The following is a 17,933-nucleotide window of genomic DNA, read 5'->3' on the forward strand; positions in this document are numbered from 1 at the left end:
CCGGCCGCGCGCGCGGCATCGGTCGTCATCGGCGATGTGCGCTCTTCAGCTGCGAAGGGTGTGATGTTTTCAGAGACGATCGGCGCCACCATCCCGCGCGCGGTCACGCGCCCGAACCGTGGCAAAGCGTGGTCAGCGCGTTGGCATCGATGATGCCGGTCGCTTCGCGTGCCGCAGCGCCCAGCAGCGTGCGCTGCATGTCGCCCTTGGCGGGCACGCTTTCGATACACCGCAGTTCGTCGTTGCGTCCGTACAGGCGCAATTCGTGCACCTGCCTGGCCACGGCGGCGTCCTTGGGCTGCAGGGTCAGCTGCCAGGCCTGTGGCTGGCCCTGCCCACTGACGCGGTAGTGCTGCTCCAGCAGCGCGCGGTCGCCGGACAGCAACGCGCCGAAACCGGACTTCAAGCCAGCCAGCTCGGGCACCCGGCTCAACGAGAAACGGCGTGGCGACTTGCCTTCGCGTTCCAGCACGCCTTCGTCGCCGGTCAGCGTGGTGGTTTCGCGGTATGGCGCACTGACCTCGCGCACCAGCGTCTGCGCGTCCGGGCGACGGTAGTGGCCCTCCACGCGCAACGGCGTCTTCAGCAAGGCCGAGCCGCGCAATTCGACGAAGTCGGTGCTGACCGGTGCGGGGCGCGCCAGGCGCTGCAGCACCCGCCCGACGTCCAGCGTCTCAGGCGGTGCGGCGCATAGCGGTGCGGCGCTGAACAGCAGTATCAGCATCCACGGCAGGGTGCGGCACATCGGCATGGTGGGTGTTCCAGAAATCGTAGAAGTTGAACCAGTTGTACGGCGCGTAGCAGGTGTAATGTTCCAGCCTGGCAGCGTAATCGCGCATGAGTACCGCCAGCACCGGGGCGCGCTGACGACGCGGCACGTCCAGGCCTTCGCTGAAGGTTTCGAACGCCAGCTCGTAGTGATTGCCGCCGTGATACAGGCCGAACGCCAGTACCACCGGCACCTTGAGCGCCGCGGCGATCAGCCACGGCGAGGTCGGGAACATCGCATTGCGGCCAAGGAACATCGCCGGCAGCGCCGGGTCGCCTTCGCTCGGGCGATCGATCAGCAGCGCCACCAGCGCACCGGCATCGGTGGCTTCCTTGATCGCCATGACGATCGAGGTCGCATCCATGCCGGCGTCGATGATGTTGGCGGCCAGCTGCGGGTTGAGCGCCCCCAGCAGGTCGGTCATGGCGCGGTTGTGCGCCTTGTCCAGCACCACCTTGACCTGCACGTCCGGGCGCTCGGTGGCCAGCACGCGCAGCGCATCGAAGCTGCCCAGGTGCGAGCCGAAGATCAGCACGCCGCGGCCGCGATCCATTTGCGTGTGCAGTTGATCCAGGCCGGTGATGTCCACGCGGAAGCGCTGCATCTGCCCGCACAGCATGTACACCCGGTCCAGGATGGTCGAGGCGAAGGTATGGATGTGCCGCGCCACATCGCGCAGCGAAGCCGGGCGGCCCAGCACCCGCGCCAGATAGGCACGCGAGGCGGCGCGCTCCGGGCCACGCACCAGCAGGAAGTACAGCGTGATCGGATACAGCAGCGCACGCCCCACCGCACGCCCGGCGTGCCGTGCAATGCCGCGGATCAGCCACAACGCAAAGCGCCCGCCACCTTCCGGACGCTGTTTCCAATGCTTGCTCATGGCGCTGCCTCGGCCACCAGTTCGCCGCTGACCAGCAACGCCTCGGCGCGCTGCACGCGGAAGCGCCAGCGCGGGCCATCGCCTTCCAGCGTGACCGAGGCGGTCTGGCCGGGCAGCAACGGCTGCACGAACTTCACCTGCGGCAGGCGCATGGCCGCGCGCGGACCATGCAGGGCTTCCACTGCCTGCAGCACATGGTCGAGCACGACCACGCCAGGCACCACGGGATGGCCCGGGAAATGTCCGGGCAGGCAGGGATGATCATGCGGCACAACGAAATCCATAAGCGTGGAACTCAGATCCTGGGTTGAAGCATTGCAGCCACGGCCTTGTGTGCCTGCTCGGTCAATTGTTGGCGATCCGGCGCATCCGGCCCGGTCACCGCGATCGGCGCACCGATCCGCACGCGAATGATGCCCGGCCTCACCCTGAACAGGCCATCGACCGGCAAGACCTTGCCGCAGCCATCCAGCGCCACTGGAACCACCTGCACACCAGCATCGATAGCGGCCTGCAGTAGTCCGGCCTTGAATGGCAACAATGCGCCGGTACGGCTGCGCGTGCCTTCGGGAAACAGACACAACTGTTTGCCCTCGCGCAGCAGTGCGGCAGCCTGGCGCCGCACCAGCGCCCCGGCCCTGCGGCTGTCGCGGTCCAGAAACAGCATGCCGGCGGCATGCGCATACCAGTTCACGAACGGCACCTTGCGCATTTCTTGCTTGAGCAAAAAGCGCAGCGGTACCGGCAAGGCATGGAACAGCGCACAGATGTCGATGATCGACTGGTGGTTGCTCACGAACAGATAGTTCTTGGACCAATCCACCCGCTCGCGCCCTTCCACGATGACGGTGGCGCCCGCACCACGGAACAGCACCGGCGACCACATCCAGCTGCCCATGCGCAGCAGACGGTCGGCATCGCGGGTGATCGCCAGCACGACCAATGCATAGACGATTCCGCCAGCGGTAAAGGCCAGCGTGAACGCCAATTGCAACAGGTTGAACACAGCCCACGCCAGGCGCGACGGCATCCTTGCCAACGGCATTTTTGTCTTGTCCCCGAAAATATGCACGTCCGTCGCTGCCCCAGGCCACGCACTCAGCGCAGCAGATCGCGCCAGAAATCCGGCCCGAGCCGCGCCATCTGACGCAAGAAGTCTGGCAGATTACGATAGGGGCGCTGTGGAAACCAGCGACCGCGCAATAGATATTCCCCAACGAAGAAGCCGCCAATCACCCCATAGGCGAGCAGATTGGCGAACAACGAGGCGCGCGCGTCGCTGATCGGCAGCGGCGAGGCATGACCCAGCTGCGCGAGCACGCCGCTGGGCTCGGCGCACAGCCCCAGCACCAGATTGGCCAGGGTCAGGCCGCACAGCAGCAGCGCCCAGGCCAGCGTGAGGCGGCGCGTGTAGCGGCGTTGTTCGGGCGTGATCGGCATGCCGGCCTGGCCGTACAGGCCTTCGACAATGCGCGTGATCAGCGGCGTGCGCCCGGCCCGCAGGCTGCGCCCGAAAAACCAGGCCACCCACCCGGTAAACACCACCGGCGGCGCCGCCAGCACCAACATCGCATACGGCGAATGCCACAGCGCGCCCAGCCCGGCAAGCAGCAGCAGCGCCAACGCCCAGGCCCAGGGCCGGCGCGCAACCATCGGTTCGATCAACACCATCAGCACCAGCAAACCACCGGCGATGACGGCCAATTCCGGGCGGTGACTGGCATTGGCCCAATGCGCCAGCGGCGAATACGCCACCGCCAGCAGAACGCCCAGCCCCAGCACCCACGCGGGTGCGTCGGGGGATGGCGCAGTTGGCAGATCAGACGGTCTTGTTGGCTTGGACATGCGCCGACAGTGCGCGCAGCGACGCGAAGATGCGACGGTTTTCGTCGTTGTCCGAGCGCAGCTGGAAGCCGTAGCGCTTGCTGATCGCCAGCGCCAGTTCCAGTGCGTCGATCGAGTCCAGCCCCAGCCCGGTATTGAACAACGGCGCCTCCGGATCGATGTCGGCGGGTTGGACGTCTTCCAGGTTCAGACTTTCGACCAGGAGTTCGGCCAGTTCACGTTCGGCAGCGGTTTGCGAGGACATCCAGGATTTCCACAGGTCAGGGTCGGGCAACAAGAGTGAGAACAAGCAAGAGCAGCGCGGGCGACCATCGGCAGGCATGGGCGTCGCGTCGGGCCGTAGTGTACGTTGCCGCCGCTGCCAATCCGAGCATCTGCCGCGCGGCTGGCCGGTGCCTGCCTGCTGCCGTCGTTCTTCACATATGGATCGGCGGGCCACAGCTGGCCGGGCCGCCGGGCAGGCTATCATGACTGCATGACGCTCGCCCGCCGCAGGTTCGTTCCAGGATGACTTCCACCGCTGTTCGCCTCACCCCGACCGCCATGCCGGCAGCCGGGCCGGCTCCCGGACCGGAGTGTCCGGATGTCCTGATCGTCGGCGGCGGCCCGGCTGGCTGCACCGCGGCCATCGCACTTGCCGAGCTCGGTTGGTCCGTTACCCTGCTTGAGAAGGCGCAGCACCCGCGCTTTCATATCGGCGAATCCTTGCTGCCGATGAACATGCCGATTCTTGAACGCCTCGGCGTGCTGGAAGACGTGCGTGCCATCGGCGTGCTGAAGCGTGGGGCGGATTTTCCCAACGACAGCGGCGGCTACAACACGTTCCGTTTTTCGCACGCGCTCGATGCCAAGGCCGATTTCGCCTTCCAGGTGCCGCGTGCGCAATTCGACCATGTGCTGTTCCAACGTGCGCGTGCGATGGGCGTGGATGCACGCGAGCAGGTCTGCGTGGAGCAGGTCGCCTTCGACGGCGAGCACCCGGTGCTGCAGGCACGCACGACAGATGGTGGCGTGCAGCAGTTCCGCCCGCGCTATCTGCTCGATGCCAGCGGCCGCGACACCTTTCTGGGCAACCGCCTCAAGCTCAAACGCGCCAATGCAACGCATCAGTCGGCCGCCTTGTTCAGCCATTTCCGCGGCGTGGCACGACGCCCGGGCGAAGATGCCGGCAACATCAGCATCTACCGGCATGCGCATGGCTGGATGTGGCTGATTCCGCTGCCGGAGGACATCATGAGCGTGGGCGCGGTCTGCTACCCGGACTACATGAAGACCCGCCAGGGCGACAGCGAGGGCTTCTTGATGCGCACGCTGGCGCTCAATGCCGAACTCAACGCGCGCATGCTCGGCGCCGAGCGCGTGGCGCCGGTGCATGCCACCGGCAATTACGCCTACGAATGCACGCGCATGGCCGGGCCGCGCTGGTTGATGCTGGGCGATGCCTACACCTTCGTCGACCCGATGTTCTCCTCTGGCGTGTTCCTGGCCATGCACGGCGCCGAACGTGGCGCAGCGATGGTGGATGCGGCACTGCGCGCACCGCAGTCGGAGGCGAAACTGCAGCGCGCGCTGCAGCGCGAACTGACGCGCGGCGTGGATGAATTCAAGTGGTTCATCTACCGCTTCACCTCGCCCACCATGCGCGCCTTGTTCGCGCAGCCGCAAAACACCTGGCAGGTGGAACAGGCGGTGGTCGCGATGCTGGCCGGCGACGTGTTCGATGCCCCCAAAGTCCGCATCCGCCTGCGCGCCTTTCGCGCCTTGTACGCACTCACCACCTTGTCGATGATGCCGCGCGCCTGGCAGTCGTGGCGCCATCGCCGGCGTCAGGCCAAGCTCGGCTTCGACGGCGACACCTTGCAACGCGACACGCAACAACGAGACGCTCAATGACCGCTTCCCAGGCCCAGACCACGCACGCCGTGCGCCATCCCCGGCTGCAGGTCGACTATGTCGACCAGACCGACCCTGCCGTGCTGCTGACCGATCCGCAGGTGCTGGCCGTGTTCGGCTTCGGCGATGCGGCGCCGCGCCTGCACGACTCGCGCTATCTGCGCGTGCCGCTGCAGCCGTACCAGGCCAGCGTGCTGGAAGTGTGGCGCACCGATGCGCCGGTGAGCAGCGGCCGCGATGGCAACATCGCCTGGTCCAGCGATGGGCACCTGCAGTTCGGCGTGATCGAGATCGACGAGCAGGATGTCGATATCGAAGAAGCCGCCGCCAGGGCGTATGCGGAAATCACCGCCTTCGTCAGCAACAGCCAGACGCCACGGTTGCTGCGGATCTGGAATTACCTGGACGCCATCACCCTGGGTAGCGGCGACCGCGAACGTTACCGGCAGTTCTGCGTTGGCCGTGCACGCGGGTTGGGCGCATTCGACACCGCGCAGTTACCGGCCGCCACCGCCGTGGGCCGTTGCGATGCCGAGCGCATCATCCAGATCTACTGGCTGGCCGCCGCCAATGCCGGCACGCCGCTGGAAAACCCGCGTCAGGTCAGTGCCTACCACTACCCGCGTCAGTACGGTCCGCAGTCACCGAGTTTCGCCCGTGCCATGCTGCCGCCGGCCGGCAGCGACATGCCGTTGCTGCTGTCAGGCACCGCTGCCGTGGTCGGCCACGCCTCGATGCACACCGGCCAATTGCTGGCGCAGCTGGAAGAAACCTTCGCCAACTTCGACGCCCTGCTCGGCGCCGCGCGTCAGCAGGCACCTGCGTTACCCGCGCAGTTCGGCGCCGGCACCCGCCTGAAGGTCTATGTACGCGAGCGCGAGGACCTGCCCAGGGTTGCGCAGGCACTGGACGCCCGCTTCGGCGATGCGGTCCCGCGCCTGCTGCTGCACGCGGTGATCTGCCGCGATGAGCTGGCGGTGGAGATCGATGGGGTGCATGGGTGATGCCACCTGCCGCGGAGGCCATCTGCGGCGATCGCTTGAGCAGTGCCAACGGATGGCGCGATGCGGGCGACGTGACGCAGGCACTCCTGCGCTGTGCGTGTTCAACACCGCTTGTCGAAAGCGTTAGACAGCCGCTGACAAATGCCGGCACACCGCTGCTTCTAAGCTGGCCTCTCAGCATTGCGCGCAGAGGCCGACCATGTTGTTGCTTGCGATCGTATTGGCGGCGTCCGTTCCAGCCGCCCCCCAATTGCTAGTCGGCCAGTCGTTCGAAACCTTCGCGACGCAGACCGACAGCCTGTGCCCTGGCAGACAGGCCAGGTCGGTCACGCCCGGCGATCTGGATTTTGCGCAAGAAACCTTTGAAGCGCAGTTGCGCCCACGCACCCGCACACGGCTGGAGGCGGCGAATACTGCGGCAACTCGCTGCGCCGACCGCAATGGCCTGAGCTGCCAGGTGGAAGCAACGCTCGAAGCCCTGCAGCAAACGCGCTTGCTGGCACGTTTTTCGCGCTATGTCTGCAGCCATCCATCGCCAAGCTGATCCTGACAGAGGCAGCGCCCGACGACGCGCGCACGCGGCTGTTCACGCTCAGCCGTTGAGCAATCCCAGCACCACATCGCGCGGCAGCTTGCCGGTTTCGTTGCGCGGCAGGGCGGCGAGTTTGCGCAGGCGGCGCGGCAGGAACACCGGGTCCACGCTGACGCGCAGTGCGGCCAGCACCTGCGCTTCGTCGAGGGTGGGGGCGACCACCAGCGCGGCGATCCGCCCGACCGCCTGGCCGGGATCGGGCGCGAGCTGCACGATGGTCCCGTCGATGACACCGGGAATGGCGAGCAGGCGCCGGGTGAGATCGGCCAGCGATGCGCGTTTTCCGGCGATTTCCAGCAGGTCGGCCTGGCGGCCGCGCACCTGGAAGCGGCCGTCGTCGGCCACGTCCATCATGTCGGCCAGCAGCACCGGCGTGGCCAGATGCGGCGCATGCACCAGCGTGCCCGCAGCCTGGGTTTCCAGGCGCACGCCGGGCAAGGGCGTCCACGCCGCTTCCAGCGCCGTACGGCGCACGGCGAACACGCAGGTTTCGGTGGAGCCGAACATCTCGCGCACCTCGCCGCCGAAACGCGCTTCGGCGGCAGCGGCGATCTCCGGCGCCAGCGGCGCGGTGGCCGACACGATACCGGCCAGCGGCGGCAGCGCCACGCCGGATTCGACCAACGCACGCAGATGCACCGGCGTGGTCACCAAGACACGCGGCGCGGGAATATCGGCCAGCGCACGTGCCACATCGTCCGGGAAGAACGGGCGCCCTGCGTGCACTGCCAGCGTGGTCACCATCGGCAGCAGCACCGACAACTCCATGCCGTACATGTGCTGCGGCGGCACCGTGGCGACCACGTGCGGGACGGCATCGGTGTGCGTCCACAGGCTTTGCAGCGCGACCAGATCCTGGCGCGTGCTGGTCAAAAAACTGCCCCATGTCTTGGGGTTGGGTTGCGGGCTGCCCGTGCTGCCGGAGGTGAAACCGATCGCCACCAGCGCATCGTCGGCCAGCTGCGGAATCGGACCCTGGGCCTGCGGCAACTCGGCCGGCAGCTGCCAATACCGCGGCGGCGCCAGCTCCAGCGTCAGATCGCCCAGACAATAGGTATCGGCGTAACGCGCCTGCACTTCGCCCACGACCGCCGGCGCGCGCGAAGACGGCAGCAGCGAGACCTGCCCGCGCAGCGCACACGCATAGAACGCCACCATGAAACGGTAGCGGTCTTCGCACAGATTCACCGCATGGCTGCCCTCGGGCAGCTGCTGCGCCAGGCCGTGCACGTGTGCGATGAAGGTCGCCAGATCGACCGACTGCCCCGCGCGCCAGGCCAGCGGACGGGCGGGCGCACCAACAGCCATCGGATGGGAAACAGCGGGAGCAGGCAGGCTGGACATGGAAACCGACGGTCGCAAAAGCGCGCTAGCTTGGCCGCCACCTGCGCTGCTGGCAAGTCGGGGGTTTTCCTCTGCGGCACGCGGAGTTGATCGCCACCAGGGCGTGGCATGTGGGGACGGGCAAGTTGCGTGTACCGCGCGCCTTGTGCGGCACGGCAACCATCCTCTCTGCGCTCGGCGGGTCTTCACCCGTGTTTGCTTGCGCTGGGCGTTGCGATATGCCGGTGGCTGCAGGTGTGGATGGCAGTCGTGCGGCGCGGCGGCGCAGGTGGGTTTTCCACGCGAGATTTTCGCTACGCTCGTCTGCGCTTGTCAGTCGCGCGCGGCTTTACCGGTGCCGTGGAGTTGAAGTATTCATTTTGCTGTCGCGTCCTACCTTGCTGCGCTTGCTCTGCAACTGCATGCCTTGCGCAGCGCTCGATCATGGTCGCGCCCGCTCATCGCGCGCTAGCAGATGCGATCGGAGGCTGCATGCAGCCACGCACGCATGACCTGTGGCCCAAGCCTGCTGCGCAGGCGAACTGCTAGGCTTGCGCGCTCTCCTTTGCGTCCCGCCGTGTCCGATGCCTAGATTGTTGCCGTTGACCCTTCTGCTGGTGGCCACCGCTGCACATGCACAGTCCGCCGCCCCGCTCACCATCGAACAGGCGATGGCCGACCCGGACTGGATCGGGCCGGCGGTGGACCAGGCCTGGTGGCAATGGGACGGCAAACAGGTGCAATACCTGCTCAAGCGCGATGGCAGCCCGGTGCGCGACACCTATCGCCAGGGCACCGGCGGTGGCACTGCCGAACGTGTGGCAGACACCGCACGCGCCGGCCTGGATGCGGCAAACCCCAGTTACGATGCCACCCGCCAGCGCATGCTGTTCGCACGTAACGGCGACATCTTCCTGCGCGATCTGCGCACAGGTGCACTGACCCAGCTGACCCGCAGCAACGAGATCGAATCGCGTCCGCAGTTCGCCAGCGACGGCGGTGCGATCTGGCGCGCGGGCAACAACTGGTACCACTGGCGTGCCGATGGCGGCACCGCGCAGGTGGCGGTGGTCAAGGCCGAGCGCGACCCCAACGCCGCCCCCAAGGCCGATGTGCTGCGCGAGCAGCAACTGGCGACGCTGGCCACCTTGCGCCGCGACAAGGAGCAACGCGACGCGCTACGCACGCAGGAAGATGCCTGGCGCCGCGCCGATGCCACGCGTGCGGCAGCGCCGGTGTATCTGGGCGATGAGGTGGAGATCGTCGACAGCGCGTTGTCGCCGGACGGCCGCCATCTGCTGGTGGTCACACAGGCCAAGAGCGCCGACGAAGGTCAGGCCGGCAAGATGCCCAAATACGTGACCGAATCCGGTTACGAAGAATTCCAGGAAGTGCGTACACGTGTCGGCCGCAATGCACCGGCAGCGCATGCGCTGTGGCTGGTGGATGTCGGCGCGGGCACGGCCAAAACGCTGTCTTTCGACCCACTGCCAGGCATTTCCACCGACCCGCTGGCCGCATTGCGCAAGACGGCCAAGCGCGACGCCCTCAAGGGTAACCGCGCGGTGCGTGTGGAAAGCGATGGCGACGGCAGCGGCCCGGCCGTGCATTGGAGCGATGACGGCCGTAACGTGGCGGTGGAAATTCGCGCGGTGGACAACAAGGACCGCTGGATCGCCAGCGTGGACCTGGACAACGCCAGGCTGCAGCCACGTCACCGCCTCAGCGATAGCGCCTGGATCAATTGGGACTTCAACGATTTCGGATGGCTGCCCGACAATCGCACGCTGTGGCTGCTGTCGGAAGAATCCGGCTATTCGCAGCTGTACACCGTGGAAGGCGACGGCAAGCCGCGTCAGCGCACGCGCGGCAAGTGGGAAGTGTCGATGCCGGTGCCCAGCGCCGATGGCAGCGGCATGTTCTTCCTGTGCAATCAGAAATGGCCGGGCGATTACGAAGTCTGCAAGCTCGATCTGCGCAACGATCAACTCACCGAGATCACTGCGTTGAACGGCGTGGAAGGCTACAGCCTGTCGCCCAACGGGCAGCAGTTGCTGGTGCGCTACTCCGGCAGTTATCTGCCGACGCAACTGGCGGTGGTGCCGGCCGCAGGTGGCCAGGCCACCGTGCTCACCGACACGCGCACGCCGGCCTTCAAGGCGCAGCCGTGGATTGCGCCGCAGTACGTGCAGGTGCCTTCCAAACATGGTGCCGGCACGGTGTGGGGCAAGTATTACGGCCCCAAGACGCCGGAGCCGGGCAAGCAGTATCCGATCGTGATGTTCGTGCACGGCGCCGGGTATCTGCAGAATGTCTCCGAACGCTACACCCCGTATTTCCGCGAGCAGATGTTCCACAACCTGCTGGTGCAGCAGGGCTACATCGTGCTGGACCTGGACTATCGCGCCTCCGAAGGCTACGGCCGCGATTGGCGCACGGCGATCTATCGCAACATGGGCCACCCCGAGCTGGAAGATTATCTGGATGGCCTGGACTGGCTGGTCGCCACCAAGCAGGGCGATCGCGCACGCGTCGGCATCTATGGCGGCTCGTACGGCGGCTTCATGACCTACATGGCGCTGTTCCGCAGCCCTGGCACGTTCAAGGCCGGGGCGGCGCTGCGTCCGGTCGGCGACTGGATGCAGTACAACCACGAGTACACCTCCAACATCCTCAACACGCCCGAGCTCGATCCGGAGGCCTACAAGACGTCCTCGCCGATCAACTACGCCCAGGGCTTGCGCGACCATCTGCTCATCGCGCACGGCATGATCGACGACAACGTGTTCTTCAAGGATTCGGTGGACATGACGCAGAAGTTGATGGAGCTGCACAAGGACAACTGGCAGGTGGCGCCTTATCCACTGGAACGCCACGGCTTTACGCGTGCCGATTCATGGCTGGACGAGTACAAGCGCATCCTCAAACTGTTCAACGAGCAGGTGAAACCCTAAAGCCGGCGAAACTGCGCGTGTCTGTCCCTGGATGAAAGCGGACGACACGCGCAGGGCTCGTGCTTTGCGCGTGTTGCACACAGACGTCGGGGTCAGGCCAGCTCGCAGTCACGATCCGCCCCGACCAACGGCGCACAACGTTCCTGATGCAGCCATCCGCAGCGACGACGCTGCGAGCGGGATCGACAACGCAGCACGTGCGCAGGCACACCACACCGGCGCGTCGGTTGGTTCGCACTCACCTGTTGCTACGCAAGTGGCTCTAAGCTTGGCGCAGGACCGGTAACGCGCCATCGCTGCGCGCGCGTTGCTGCACCGGTCCGCCGCATGACCGGTGCGCCGCCGGCATGATGGCGCTTCCACTCACCACGGGCGCGGGGAAGGAAGAAGCGATGGGCCTGTGGGACCGTTTGTTTGGACGCAAGAGCACTGCGGCAAACACGCCGCGCACAGCACCGACGGCAGCGCCTGCCGCTGCCGCAGACGCCTCGGAAGCGGGGGCCGAGATCGACCCCGCACTGCAGCCGTCGCTAAGCGCGTTTCAGCGCGGCGACCATGTCGGCGCCTACAACGCTGCGCAGACCCAGCTCCACCTTGGCGCCGATGCGCAGCGCCTGTGCGCGCTGTCGTTGAGCGCGCTGGACCGCTATCGCGAAGCCTATCCGTACTGGCTGGCGCTGTACGAGCTGGAGCCCAGCGCACACAACGCACTGCAGTTGGCAACCACCTCGGTGATGTGCAACGAGATCGCGCAGGGCGAGCAGTGGTTGCTGACCTTCGACGATCTCAACGCGCAGGAGCGGTCCACCTCGCCCGCGACCGCGCGTACCAGCTTCCTCACCGCGCTCACCCGCGCCGGCCATGGGGCGCACGCGCTGCCGCATCTGGAATGGTTGCGCGAGGCATACGCCGGCATGTCCATCACCGACAGCCACTTCCTGTACGTGCGCGGGCTGCCGTTTCTCGAAGCCTTTCTTGAGCGCAGCACGCCGCTGTTGCGCCAATGCCTGCCAGCCGATGCAGTGCCCGAGTGGTACGCGCAACTGCAACCGGCGCTGGATCCCCCCGGGCAGGCGATGGTGGCTGCCCACATCGCATCGCTGCAATGAGCACCGTCCAGCCAGCATCGGCGCGGCAGCGCGGTGGCTTCGTCACTCCGTTGGCGTGGGTTTCCCTGTTGCTGGGGGTGGTCAGCGTGCTGGCCAATCTGGTGCAGATCGCAATGATCGCACTGACGCCAGGTGCGGCATCGCTAGGGCTGCCCGCAGGCATCACCCTGCCCCACTCCTGGCAATGGCTGATCGATCACGCGCTGTCCTTATCCCTCGCCGGCGCGGTGCTCTCGGCTGCGTTCTGCTGGTTGAGTTGGGCGCTGCTGCAGCGGCGCGAGTGGGCGCGGCTTGGCTTCGTGGCGGTGTTGCTGGGGACCGGAGTGCTCAATTTCGGCGGACTGGCGTTGATCGGGCCATTGTTCGACGGCGTGCAGACGCTGCTGCCCGCCGATGTGCTGCAAAGCCCGGAATGGCCGCAGATGCAGGCACGTTTGCAGGCCACCCAGCAGATGGCATTGGTCCTCACCGGCCTGGGTGCGCTGGCGATCGGCTGCGTGCATGCGGTCCTGGCATGGCGGTTGTGCACGCCCGCTGTCCGCGCGGAGTTTTTGCAACCGTAGTGACTTGGGAGCAGGCAGGGATGCTGCAGCCTGCAGCAGATCAGCTGCCTTGCGACGAGATACGCCTCGCTCGCCAGTTGCCCATCAAAAACTGAGCGCTTGCGTGGGCGGTGGCCTGGCTATCTTCAAGCCCGGGTCGACTGTACGGCGCCCGCATCGCTCGCGGCACACGCAGTGCACCCATCCTTGCGGCGAGGACACTTGAGGGAGCCGCGCTCTCGCCAGACAGTTTGCTGGTGGTCTTGTTGAGAAACGAAAACACCACCTCGCACGGTGGGCGGATTGTTGGTTGCCGCGCTGGAATGTTGCGCACCGACCAACTCGACTGTCACTGCCCAGCAGTGATCACTGCGCCCTCATCCCCGCATCGCACTGCGACAAACGGGCGCGCTTGCGCGGGATGCACCGCGCGGAGTGCACGGCTTAGAATTGGGACATGAACGAATTCGACCGTGTACGCGATTATCTGACCGACCTGCAGGACCGGATCTGCGCCGCTGTGGAAGCTGCCGACGGCAAGGCACGATTCGCCGAGGATCTTTGGAAGCGCGAAGAAGGCGGCGGTGGCCGGACCCGCATCCTGCGCGATGGCGCGGTGTTCGAGCAGGCCGGCATCGGTTTTTCGGACGTGTCCGGTACGCGCCTGCCGCCGTCGGCCAGTGCGCACCGGCCCGAGCTTGCCGGTGCGACCTGGCGTGCATGCGGCGTCTCGTTGGTGTTTCATCCGCACAATCCGTCTATCCCGACCACGCACATGAACGTGCGCTACTTCCGCGCCGAGCGCGATGGCGAGGTGGTAGCCGCCTGGTTTGGTGGTGGCTTCGACCTGACCCCGTTCTATCCCTTCGATGAAGACGTGCAGCACTGGCATCGCGTTGCGCAGGCGCTGTGCGTGCCGTTTGGCCAAGAGCGCTATGCCGCGCACAAGCGTTGGTGCGACGAATATTTTTTCCTGCGCCACCGCAACGAAACGCGTGGCGTGGGCGGGCTGTTCTTCGACGATCTGGGTCAGGACTTCGAGCGCGACTTTGCCTACCAGCGTGCCGTGGGCGATGGCTTTCTGGACGCCTACCTGCCGATCGTCGAGCGCCGCAAGGACACACCCTACGGCGAGCGCGAACGCGAGTTTCAGCTGTACCGTCGTGGGCGCTACGTGGAATTCAATCTGGTCTACGACCGCGGCACCCTGTTCGGTCTGCAAAGCGGTGGGCGTGCCGAGAGCATCCTGATGAGTCTGCCGCCGCGGGTGCGCTGGGAGTACGGCTTTACGCCGGAGCCAGGCAGCGCCGAAGCGCGCCTGGCCGATTACCTGATCCCGCGGGACTGGCTGGGTTGAACGAAACGCCGCTGTAAGGCGCGGCGTCCAGGCGGACGTCCAGGCAGACGGCGGCACTGTCGGACACGTTACAGCGCATCGCGAGCAGGTGCGTTGCCTGCTGACGGTTCGATCGACTGCGTGTCATCGGTGCGCCATGCCGCCCGGCGACAGCGGCCGCACAGGCGCGGATTGCGCGACGCGACGGCGGCCGGTCCCTCAGCAGAATGAAACTCGCCAACCATTGGCGGTATCGGCAGCGTGCATGGCAAGCGCGCACATGCAGCAATCGCAAACCGATAAATGAATACCCGCGCGGCCCGTCTATAAACTGAATGGGCAGCATGGCCTCGTCCCGAGGTCGCAGCATGCCCTCTGCATCGCCGCACCTGACGATTGAGCGGGCATTTACGCTGCAATGCGGCATGCATTGGAGCTCGACGCCAAGCGAATGCGTTGCCTGCACGGGGCTCTGACTGGTGTAGCTACAAGCCACGCACCTGCACGAACCGAGGCACCTGCCGCATCGCAGTTAACGCTGCAGCGCTTGCGCATAGTGGGAAAACACAAATAAAAAAGCCCCGCAGACCAGGGGGAGGTCGGCGGGGCCAGGGAACGGAAACTTGGGGAGGAGTTTCCGCTCCGAGATCTGCTCCAGGGGATGGGAGAGATCTGCCGACAGGCGTTGCGCCCGTCGAGGGATATAACAACATTTTCCACATTGATGGATCGTGAAGATGACTGTTAAAAAAATGTAGAATTTAGGGGGTATTCATTCCATTAACTCAGCTGAATTCACATTATGTTTGGAACGGATTATTGCTGATCTGCGTATTCAGCATATCCGCCATTCACCGCATCAATGCGCCTGGTCCCAATTATCGCCAACGCCCGAATCGACCACGAGCGGCACGCGTAATTCAGCAGCGCCCGTCATGCGCGTGGTGACCTCGCTCAGCAGCGTGTCGACGAAATCGACGTCGGCTTCGAACACCAGTTCGTCGTGCACCTGCAAAATCATCTTCGCGCGTTGCGCGTGGTCGGCGATCCAGCCATCCACGTTGACCATCGCGCGCTTGATGATGTCCGCAGCGGTGCCCTGCATCGGCGCGTTGATGGCGGCGCGCTCGGCACCGGCACGCTGGCCCTGACTGCCGGCATTGATGAAATCCAGGTACAACCTGCGGCCGAACACGGTTTCCACATAGCCCTTGTCGCGCGCCTGCTGGCGGGTGGTTTCCATGAAGTCGCGCACGCCCGGGTAACGGCTGAAGTACAGCGCAATGTAATCCTGCGCCTCGCCGCGGCCGATACCGAGCTGGCGGGCCAGGCCAAAGGCGCTCATGCCATACATCAGGCCGAAGTTGATCGCCTTGGCAGCGCGGCGTTCGTCAGCGCTGACGGTGTCGATGGTGCGGCCGAATACTTCGGCGGCCGTGGCGCGATGCACGTCGGCGCCGGACTCGAACGCACCCACCAGCCCGGGGTCGCCGGACAGGTGCGCCATGATGCGCAGCTCGATCTGCGAATAGTCGCAGGCGATCAGCTTGCGTCCGGGCGGTGCGACGAAGGCGCGGCGAATGCGGCGGCCGTCTTCGGTGCGGATCGGGATGTTCTGCAGGTTCGGATCCGAGGAGGACAGCCGCCCGGTGGCGGCACCGGCCTGGTGGTAGCTGGTGTGCACGCGCCCGGACTGCGGGTGGATCATCTCCGGCAGCTTGTCGGTGTAGGTGCTGCGCAGCTTGGTCAGGCCACGGTATTCCAGGATGACCCGCGGCAGCTCGTGCTGGTCGGCGATGGCTTCCAGCGCCTCTTCGTTGGTCGAGGGCTGGCCCTTGGGCGTCTTGACCACGGCAGGGAGCTTGAGCTCGTCGAACAGCAGGGCCTGCAGCTGCTTGGGCGAATCCAGGTTGAAGGTGCGCCCGGCCAGCTCGGTGGCTTTCTGCTGGGCGGCGAGCATGCGCTTGGACAGGTCCGCGCTCTGGCGGCGCAGTTCGGCCGCATCCACGCACACTCCGTTGGCTTCGATGCGGGCCAGCACGTCCACCAGCGGCATTTCGATGTCGCGGTAGACGCGCTCCAGGCCCGGTTCGCTGGTCAGGCGGGGGCCGAGCACGCGATGCAGGCGCAAGGTGATGTCGGCGTCTTCGGCGGCGTAGCGGGTGGCGTCTTCCAGGCTGATCTGGGCGAACGGGATCTGCTTGGCGCCCTTGCCGCAGACGTCTTCGTACTTGACGGTGTCGTAGCCGAGATAGCGCTTGGCCAGGCTGTCCATGTCGTGGCGGGCGCTGCCGGAATTGAGCACGAAGCTCTCCAGCAAGGTGTCGTCGGCGTAGCCGGCCAGCTCCACGCCATGCCGGCGCATCACGTGCAGGTCGTACTTGCCGTGCTGGCCGAGCTTGCGCACCGCAGGGTCGGTCAGCAGCGGGGCCAGTTGCGCCAGCGCCTGGGTGCGGTCGAGCTGGACCGGGGCACCGGGGAAGTTGTGGCCGAACGGCAGGTACGCCGCCTGGCCGGGCTCGGCGGCCACGCTCAGGCCGATCAAATCGGCTTGCAGCGGGTCCAGGCTGTCGGTTTCGGTATCGAAGGCGAACTGGCCGGCGGCACGCAGCCGCGCGATCCAGCTGTCGAGCTGCTCCTGGGTCAGGATGGTGTCGTACTGGCCGGGCGCCGACAGCGACGGATCCAGATCCACCGCGGCGTTGACGGGGCCGGAGACGAAGCCGGTGCCGCGCGCGCGGCCCGGCTCGGTGCGCGCAGTGGCAGCAGCAGCGCCCAGCGCCACCGGCTCGGCCAGCAGGCCCGCCTGGGCGGCGGCCGCACCACCGAGTTCGCGCAGCGCCTGGGTGAAACCGTAGCGGGCGTACAGCACCGCCAGCGCCTCGGCGTTGGGCTCGCGCAGGTCCAGCGCGCGCGGGCCGCTGGCCAGGGTGACATCGGTCTTGATGGTGACCAGCGCGCGGTTGAGCGGCAGCCGTGGCAACGCGGCGCGCAGGTTGTCGCCGATCTTGCCCTTGATCTTGTCGGCATTGGCGATGACGCCATCGAGCGAGTCGTATTCGGCCAGCCATTTGGCGGCGGTCTTGGGGCCGCACTTTTCCACGCCGGGCACGTTGTCGACGGTGTCGCCCATCAGCGCCAGCAGGTCGACGATCTGCTCGGGCCGCACGCCGAACTTGGCGACCACCGCCGCGTCCGAATCCATGCGGCTGCCGCTCATGGTGTTGACCAGTTCGATGCCCGGGCGCACCAGCTGGGCGAAGTCCTTGTCGCCGGTGGAGATGGTGACGGCCAGGCCATCGGCGGCGCCCTGCAGGGCCAGCGTGCCGATCACATCGTCGGCTTCCACGCCGTCGATACGCAGGATGTCGATGCCCAGCGCATGCACGATGTCGCACATCGGCTGCACCTGCGCGCGCAGGTCGTCGGGCATCGACGGTCGGTTGGCCTTGTAGTCGGCATACAAGTCATCACGGAAGGTTTTACCGGGCGCATCCACCACGAAGGCGATGTAGGCCGGGCGCTCCTTCAAGGTGGCGCGCAGCATGTTGACCACGCCGAACAAGGCGCCGGTGGGCTCGCCCTGCGCATTGGTCAGCGGCGGAAGCGCGTGGAACGCGCGATACAGGTAACTGGACCCGTCGATCAGGACTAATCTGCTCATGACCCAATTCTACGCTGCACGC

At 66.2% G+C, this 17,933-nt stretch carries 15 protein-coding genes; 7 read left to right on the forward strand and 8 right to left on the reverse strand.

Annotation, left to right across the window (positions count from 1 at the left end; translation table 11 throughout):
- Nucleotides 1-103: 103 nt before the first annotated feature.
- The 6 genes from J7360_RS11515 to xanC all read right to left on the reverse strand — a co-directional run bounded on the left by J7360_RS11515 (nucleotide 104) and on the right by xanC (nucleotide 3,738).
- Nucleotides 104-751 carry a LolA-related protein gene (locus tag J7360_RS11515; RefSeq protein ID WP_057661050.1) on the reverse strand — a complete coding sequence of 216 codons (648 nt, stop codon included), beginning with the start codon at nucleotides 749-751 and terminating at the stop codon, nucleotides 104-106.
- On the reverse strand, nucleotides 675-1,649 hold the full coding sequence (locus J7360_RS11520; RefSeq protein WP_057661039.1) for an acyltransferase: 975 nt from the start codon (nucleotides 1,647-1,649) through the stop codon (nucleotides 675-677). Before J7360_RS11520 ends, J7360_RS11515 begins: the two co-directional genes overlap by 77 nt.
- Nucleotides 1,646-1,873 carry a hypothetical protein gene (locus J7360_RS11525; RefSeq protein WP_202988577.1) on the reverse strand — a complete coding sequence of 76 codons (228 nt, stop codon included), beginning with the start codon at nucleotides 1,871-1,873 and terminating at the stop codon, nucleotides 1,646-1,648. The genes J7360_RS11520 and J7360_RS11525 overlap by 4 nt, the downstream gene beginning before the upstream one ends.
- 71 nt (nucleotides 1,874-1,944) lie before the next feature.
- Nucleotides 1,945-2,694, reverse strand: a complete 750-nt coding sequence (locus J7360_RS11530; RefSeq protein WP_005914786.1) for a lysophospholipid acyltransferase family protein — start codon at nucleotides 2,692-2,694, stop codon at nucleotides 1,945-1,947.
- A 53-nt stretch (nucleotides 2,695-2,747) separates the two neighbouring features.
- Nucleotides 2,748-3,431, reverse strand: a complete 684-nt coding sequence (locus J7360_RS11535) for a ketosynthase (RefSeq protein ID WP_161797554.1) — start codon at nucleotides 3,429-3,431, stop codon at nucleotides 2,748-2,750.
- A gap of 37 nt (nucleotides 3,432-3,468) precedes the next feature.
- Nucleotides 3,469-3,738: a xanthomonadin biosynthesis acyl carrier protein XanC gene (xanC, locus tag J7360_RS11540; protein WP_005914783.1), complete on the reverse strand. Its 270-nt coding sequence runs from the start codon at nucleotides 3,736-3,738 to the stop codon at nucleotides 3,469-3,471.
- A gap of 299 nt (nucleotides 3,739-4,037) precedes the next feature.
- Between xanC and J7360_RS11545 the strand changes: the two genes are divergently transcribed.
- From J7360_RS11545 to J7360_RS11555, 3 genes are all read left to right on the forward strand, one after another.
- Nucleotides 4,038-5,387 carry an NAD(P)/FAD-dependent oxidoreductase gene (locus J7360_RS11545; protein WP_033481140.1) on the forward strand — a complete coding sequence of 450 codons (1,350 nt, stop codon included), beginning with the start codon at nucleotides 4,038-4,040 and terminating at the stop codon, nucleotides 5,385-5,387.
- A complete protein-coding gene (locus J7360_RS11550) occupies nucleotides 5,384-6,391 on the forward strand; it encodes a pteridine-dependent dioxygenase (protein WP_022560288.1) in 1,008 nt (335 codons plus the stop codon). The genes J7360_RS11545 and J7360_RS11550 overlap by 4 nt, the downstream gene beginning before the upstream one ends.
- 199 nt (nucleotides 6,392-6,590) lie before the next feature.
- Nucleotides 6,591-6,935: a hypothetical protein gene (locus tag J7360_RS11555; protein ID WP_057661036.1), complete on the forward strand. Its 345-nt coding sequence runs from the start codon at nucleotides 6,591-6,593 to the stop codon at nucleotides 6,933-6,935.
- A 48-nt stretch (nucleotides 6,936-6,983) separates the two neighbouring features.
- Here J7360_RS11555 and J7360_RS11560 read toward each other — a convergent pair whose 3' ends face one another.
- The gene (locus J7360_RS11560) at nucleotides 6,984-8,327 is read right to left on the reverse strand and encodes an AMP-binding protein (protein WP_007967068.1); all 1,344 of its coding nucleotides are present in this window, start codon (nucleotides 8,325-8,327) and stop codon (nucleotides 6,984-6,986) included.
- Nucleotides 8,328-8,899: 572 nt separating this feature from the next.
- On the opposite strand from J7360_RS11560, the gene J7360_RS11565 reads away from it, so the two are divergent.
- From J7360_RS11565 to hemF, 4 genes are all read left to right on the forward strand, one after another.
- Nucleotides 8,900-11,260, forward strand: a complete 2,361-nt coding sequence (locus J7360_RS11565; protein ID WP_057661034.1) for a S9 family peptidase — start codon at nucleotides 8,900-8,902, stop codon at nucleotides 11,258-11,260.
- Between the two features lie 392 nt (nucleotides 11,261-11,652).
- Nucleotides 11,653-12,369 (forward strand): hypothetical protein, encoded by a 717-nt coding sequence (locus J7360_RS11570; RefSeq protein WP_042676029.1) that lies wholly within the window; start codon nucleotides 11,653-11,655, stop codon nucleotides 12,367-12,369.
- Nucleotides 12,366-12,932, forward strand: a complete 567-nt coding sequence (locus J7360_RS11575) for a hypothetical protein (protein ID WP_057661030.1) — start codon at nucleotides 12,366-12,368, stop codon at nucleotides 12,930-12,932. The genes J7360_RS11570 and J7360_RS11575 overlap by 4 nt, the downstream gene beginning before the upstream one ends.
- 436 nt (nucleotides 12,933-13,368) lie before the next feature.
- A complete protein-coding gene (gene hemF / locus J7360_RS11580; protein ID WP_022560294.1) occupies nucleotides 13,369-14,268 on the forward strand; it encodes an oxygen-dependent coproporphyrinogen oxidase in 900 nt (299 codons plus the stop codon).
- 838 nt (nucleotides 14,269-15,106) lie between these two features.
- On the opposite strand, the gene polA is transcribed toward hemF, so the two are convergent.
- Nucleotides 15,107-17,911, reverse strand: a complete 2,805-nt coding sequence (polA, locus tag J7360_RS11585; protein ID WP_057661028.1) for a DNA polymerase I — start codon at nucleotides 17,909-17,911, stop codon at nucleotides 15,107-15,109.
- Nucleotides 17,912-17,933 lie beyond the last annotated feature (22 nt).

This window comes from Xanthomonas sp. D-99, from assembly GCF_017746145.1.
Classification (GTDB): Bacteria; Pseudomonadota; Gammaproteobacteria; order Xanthomonadales; family Xanthomonadaceae; genus Xanthomonas; species Xanthomonas cissicola.

Bases quoted from the DNA above. Each gene is read 5' to 3' on its own strand.
- J7360_RS11560 (WP_007967068.1), bottom strand. From the start codon at position 8,327: ATGTCCAGCCTGCCTGCTCCCGCTGTTTCCCATCCGATGGCTGTTGGT.
- hemF (WP_022560294.1), top strand. From the start codon at position 13,369: ATGAACGAATTCGACCGTGTACGCGATTATCTGACCGACCTGCAGGAC.
- J7360_RS11515 (WP_057661050.1), bottom strand. From the start codon at position 751: ATGCCGATGTGCCGCACCCTGCCGTGGATGCTGATACTGCTGTTCAGC.
- J7360_RS11545 (WP_033481140.1), top strand. From the start codon at position 4,038: ATGCCGGCAGCCGGGCCGGCTCCCGGACCGGAGTGTCCGGATGTCCTG.
- xanC (WP_005914783.1), bottom strand. From the start codon at position 3,738: ATGTCCTCGCAAACCGCTGCCGAACGTGAACTGGCCGAACTCCTGGTC.
- J7360_RS11555 (WP_057661036.1), top strand. From the start codon at position 6,591: ATGTTGTTGCTTGCGATCGTATTGGCGGCGTCCGTTCCAGCCGCCCCC.
- J7360_RS11550 (WP_022560288.1), top strand. From the start codon at position 5,384: ATGACCGCTTCCCAGGCCCAGACCACGCACGCCGTGCGCCATCCCCGG.
- polA (WP_057661028.1), bottom strand. From the start codon at position 17,911: ATGAGCAGATTAGTCCTGATCGACGGGTCCAGTTACCTGTATCGCGCG.
- J7360_RS11520 (WP_057661039.1), bottom strand. From the start codon at position 1,649: ATGAGCAAGCATTGGAAACAGCGTCCGGAAGGTGGCGGGCGCTTTGCG.
- J7360_RS11570 (WP_042676029.1), top strand. From the start codon at position 11,653: ATGGGCCTGTGGGACCGTTTGTTTGGACGCAAGAGCACTGCGGCAAAC.
- J7360_RS11530 (WP_005914786.1), bottom strand. From the start codon at position 2,694: ATGCCGTTGGCAAGGATGCCGTCGCGCCTGGCGTGGGCTGTGTTCAAC.
- J7360_RS11575 (WP_057661030.1), top strand. From the start codon at position 12,366: ATGAGCACCGTCCAGCCAGCATCGGCGCGGCAGCGCGGTGGCTTCGTC.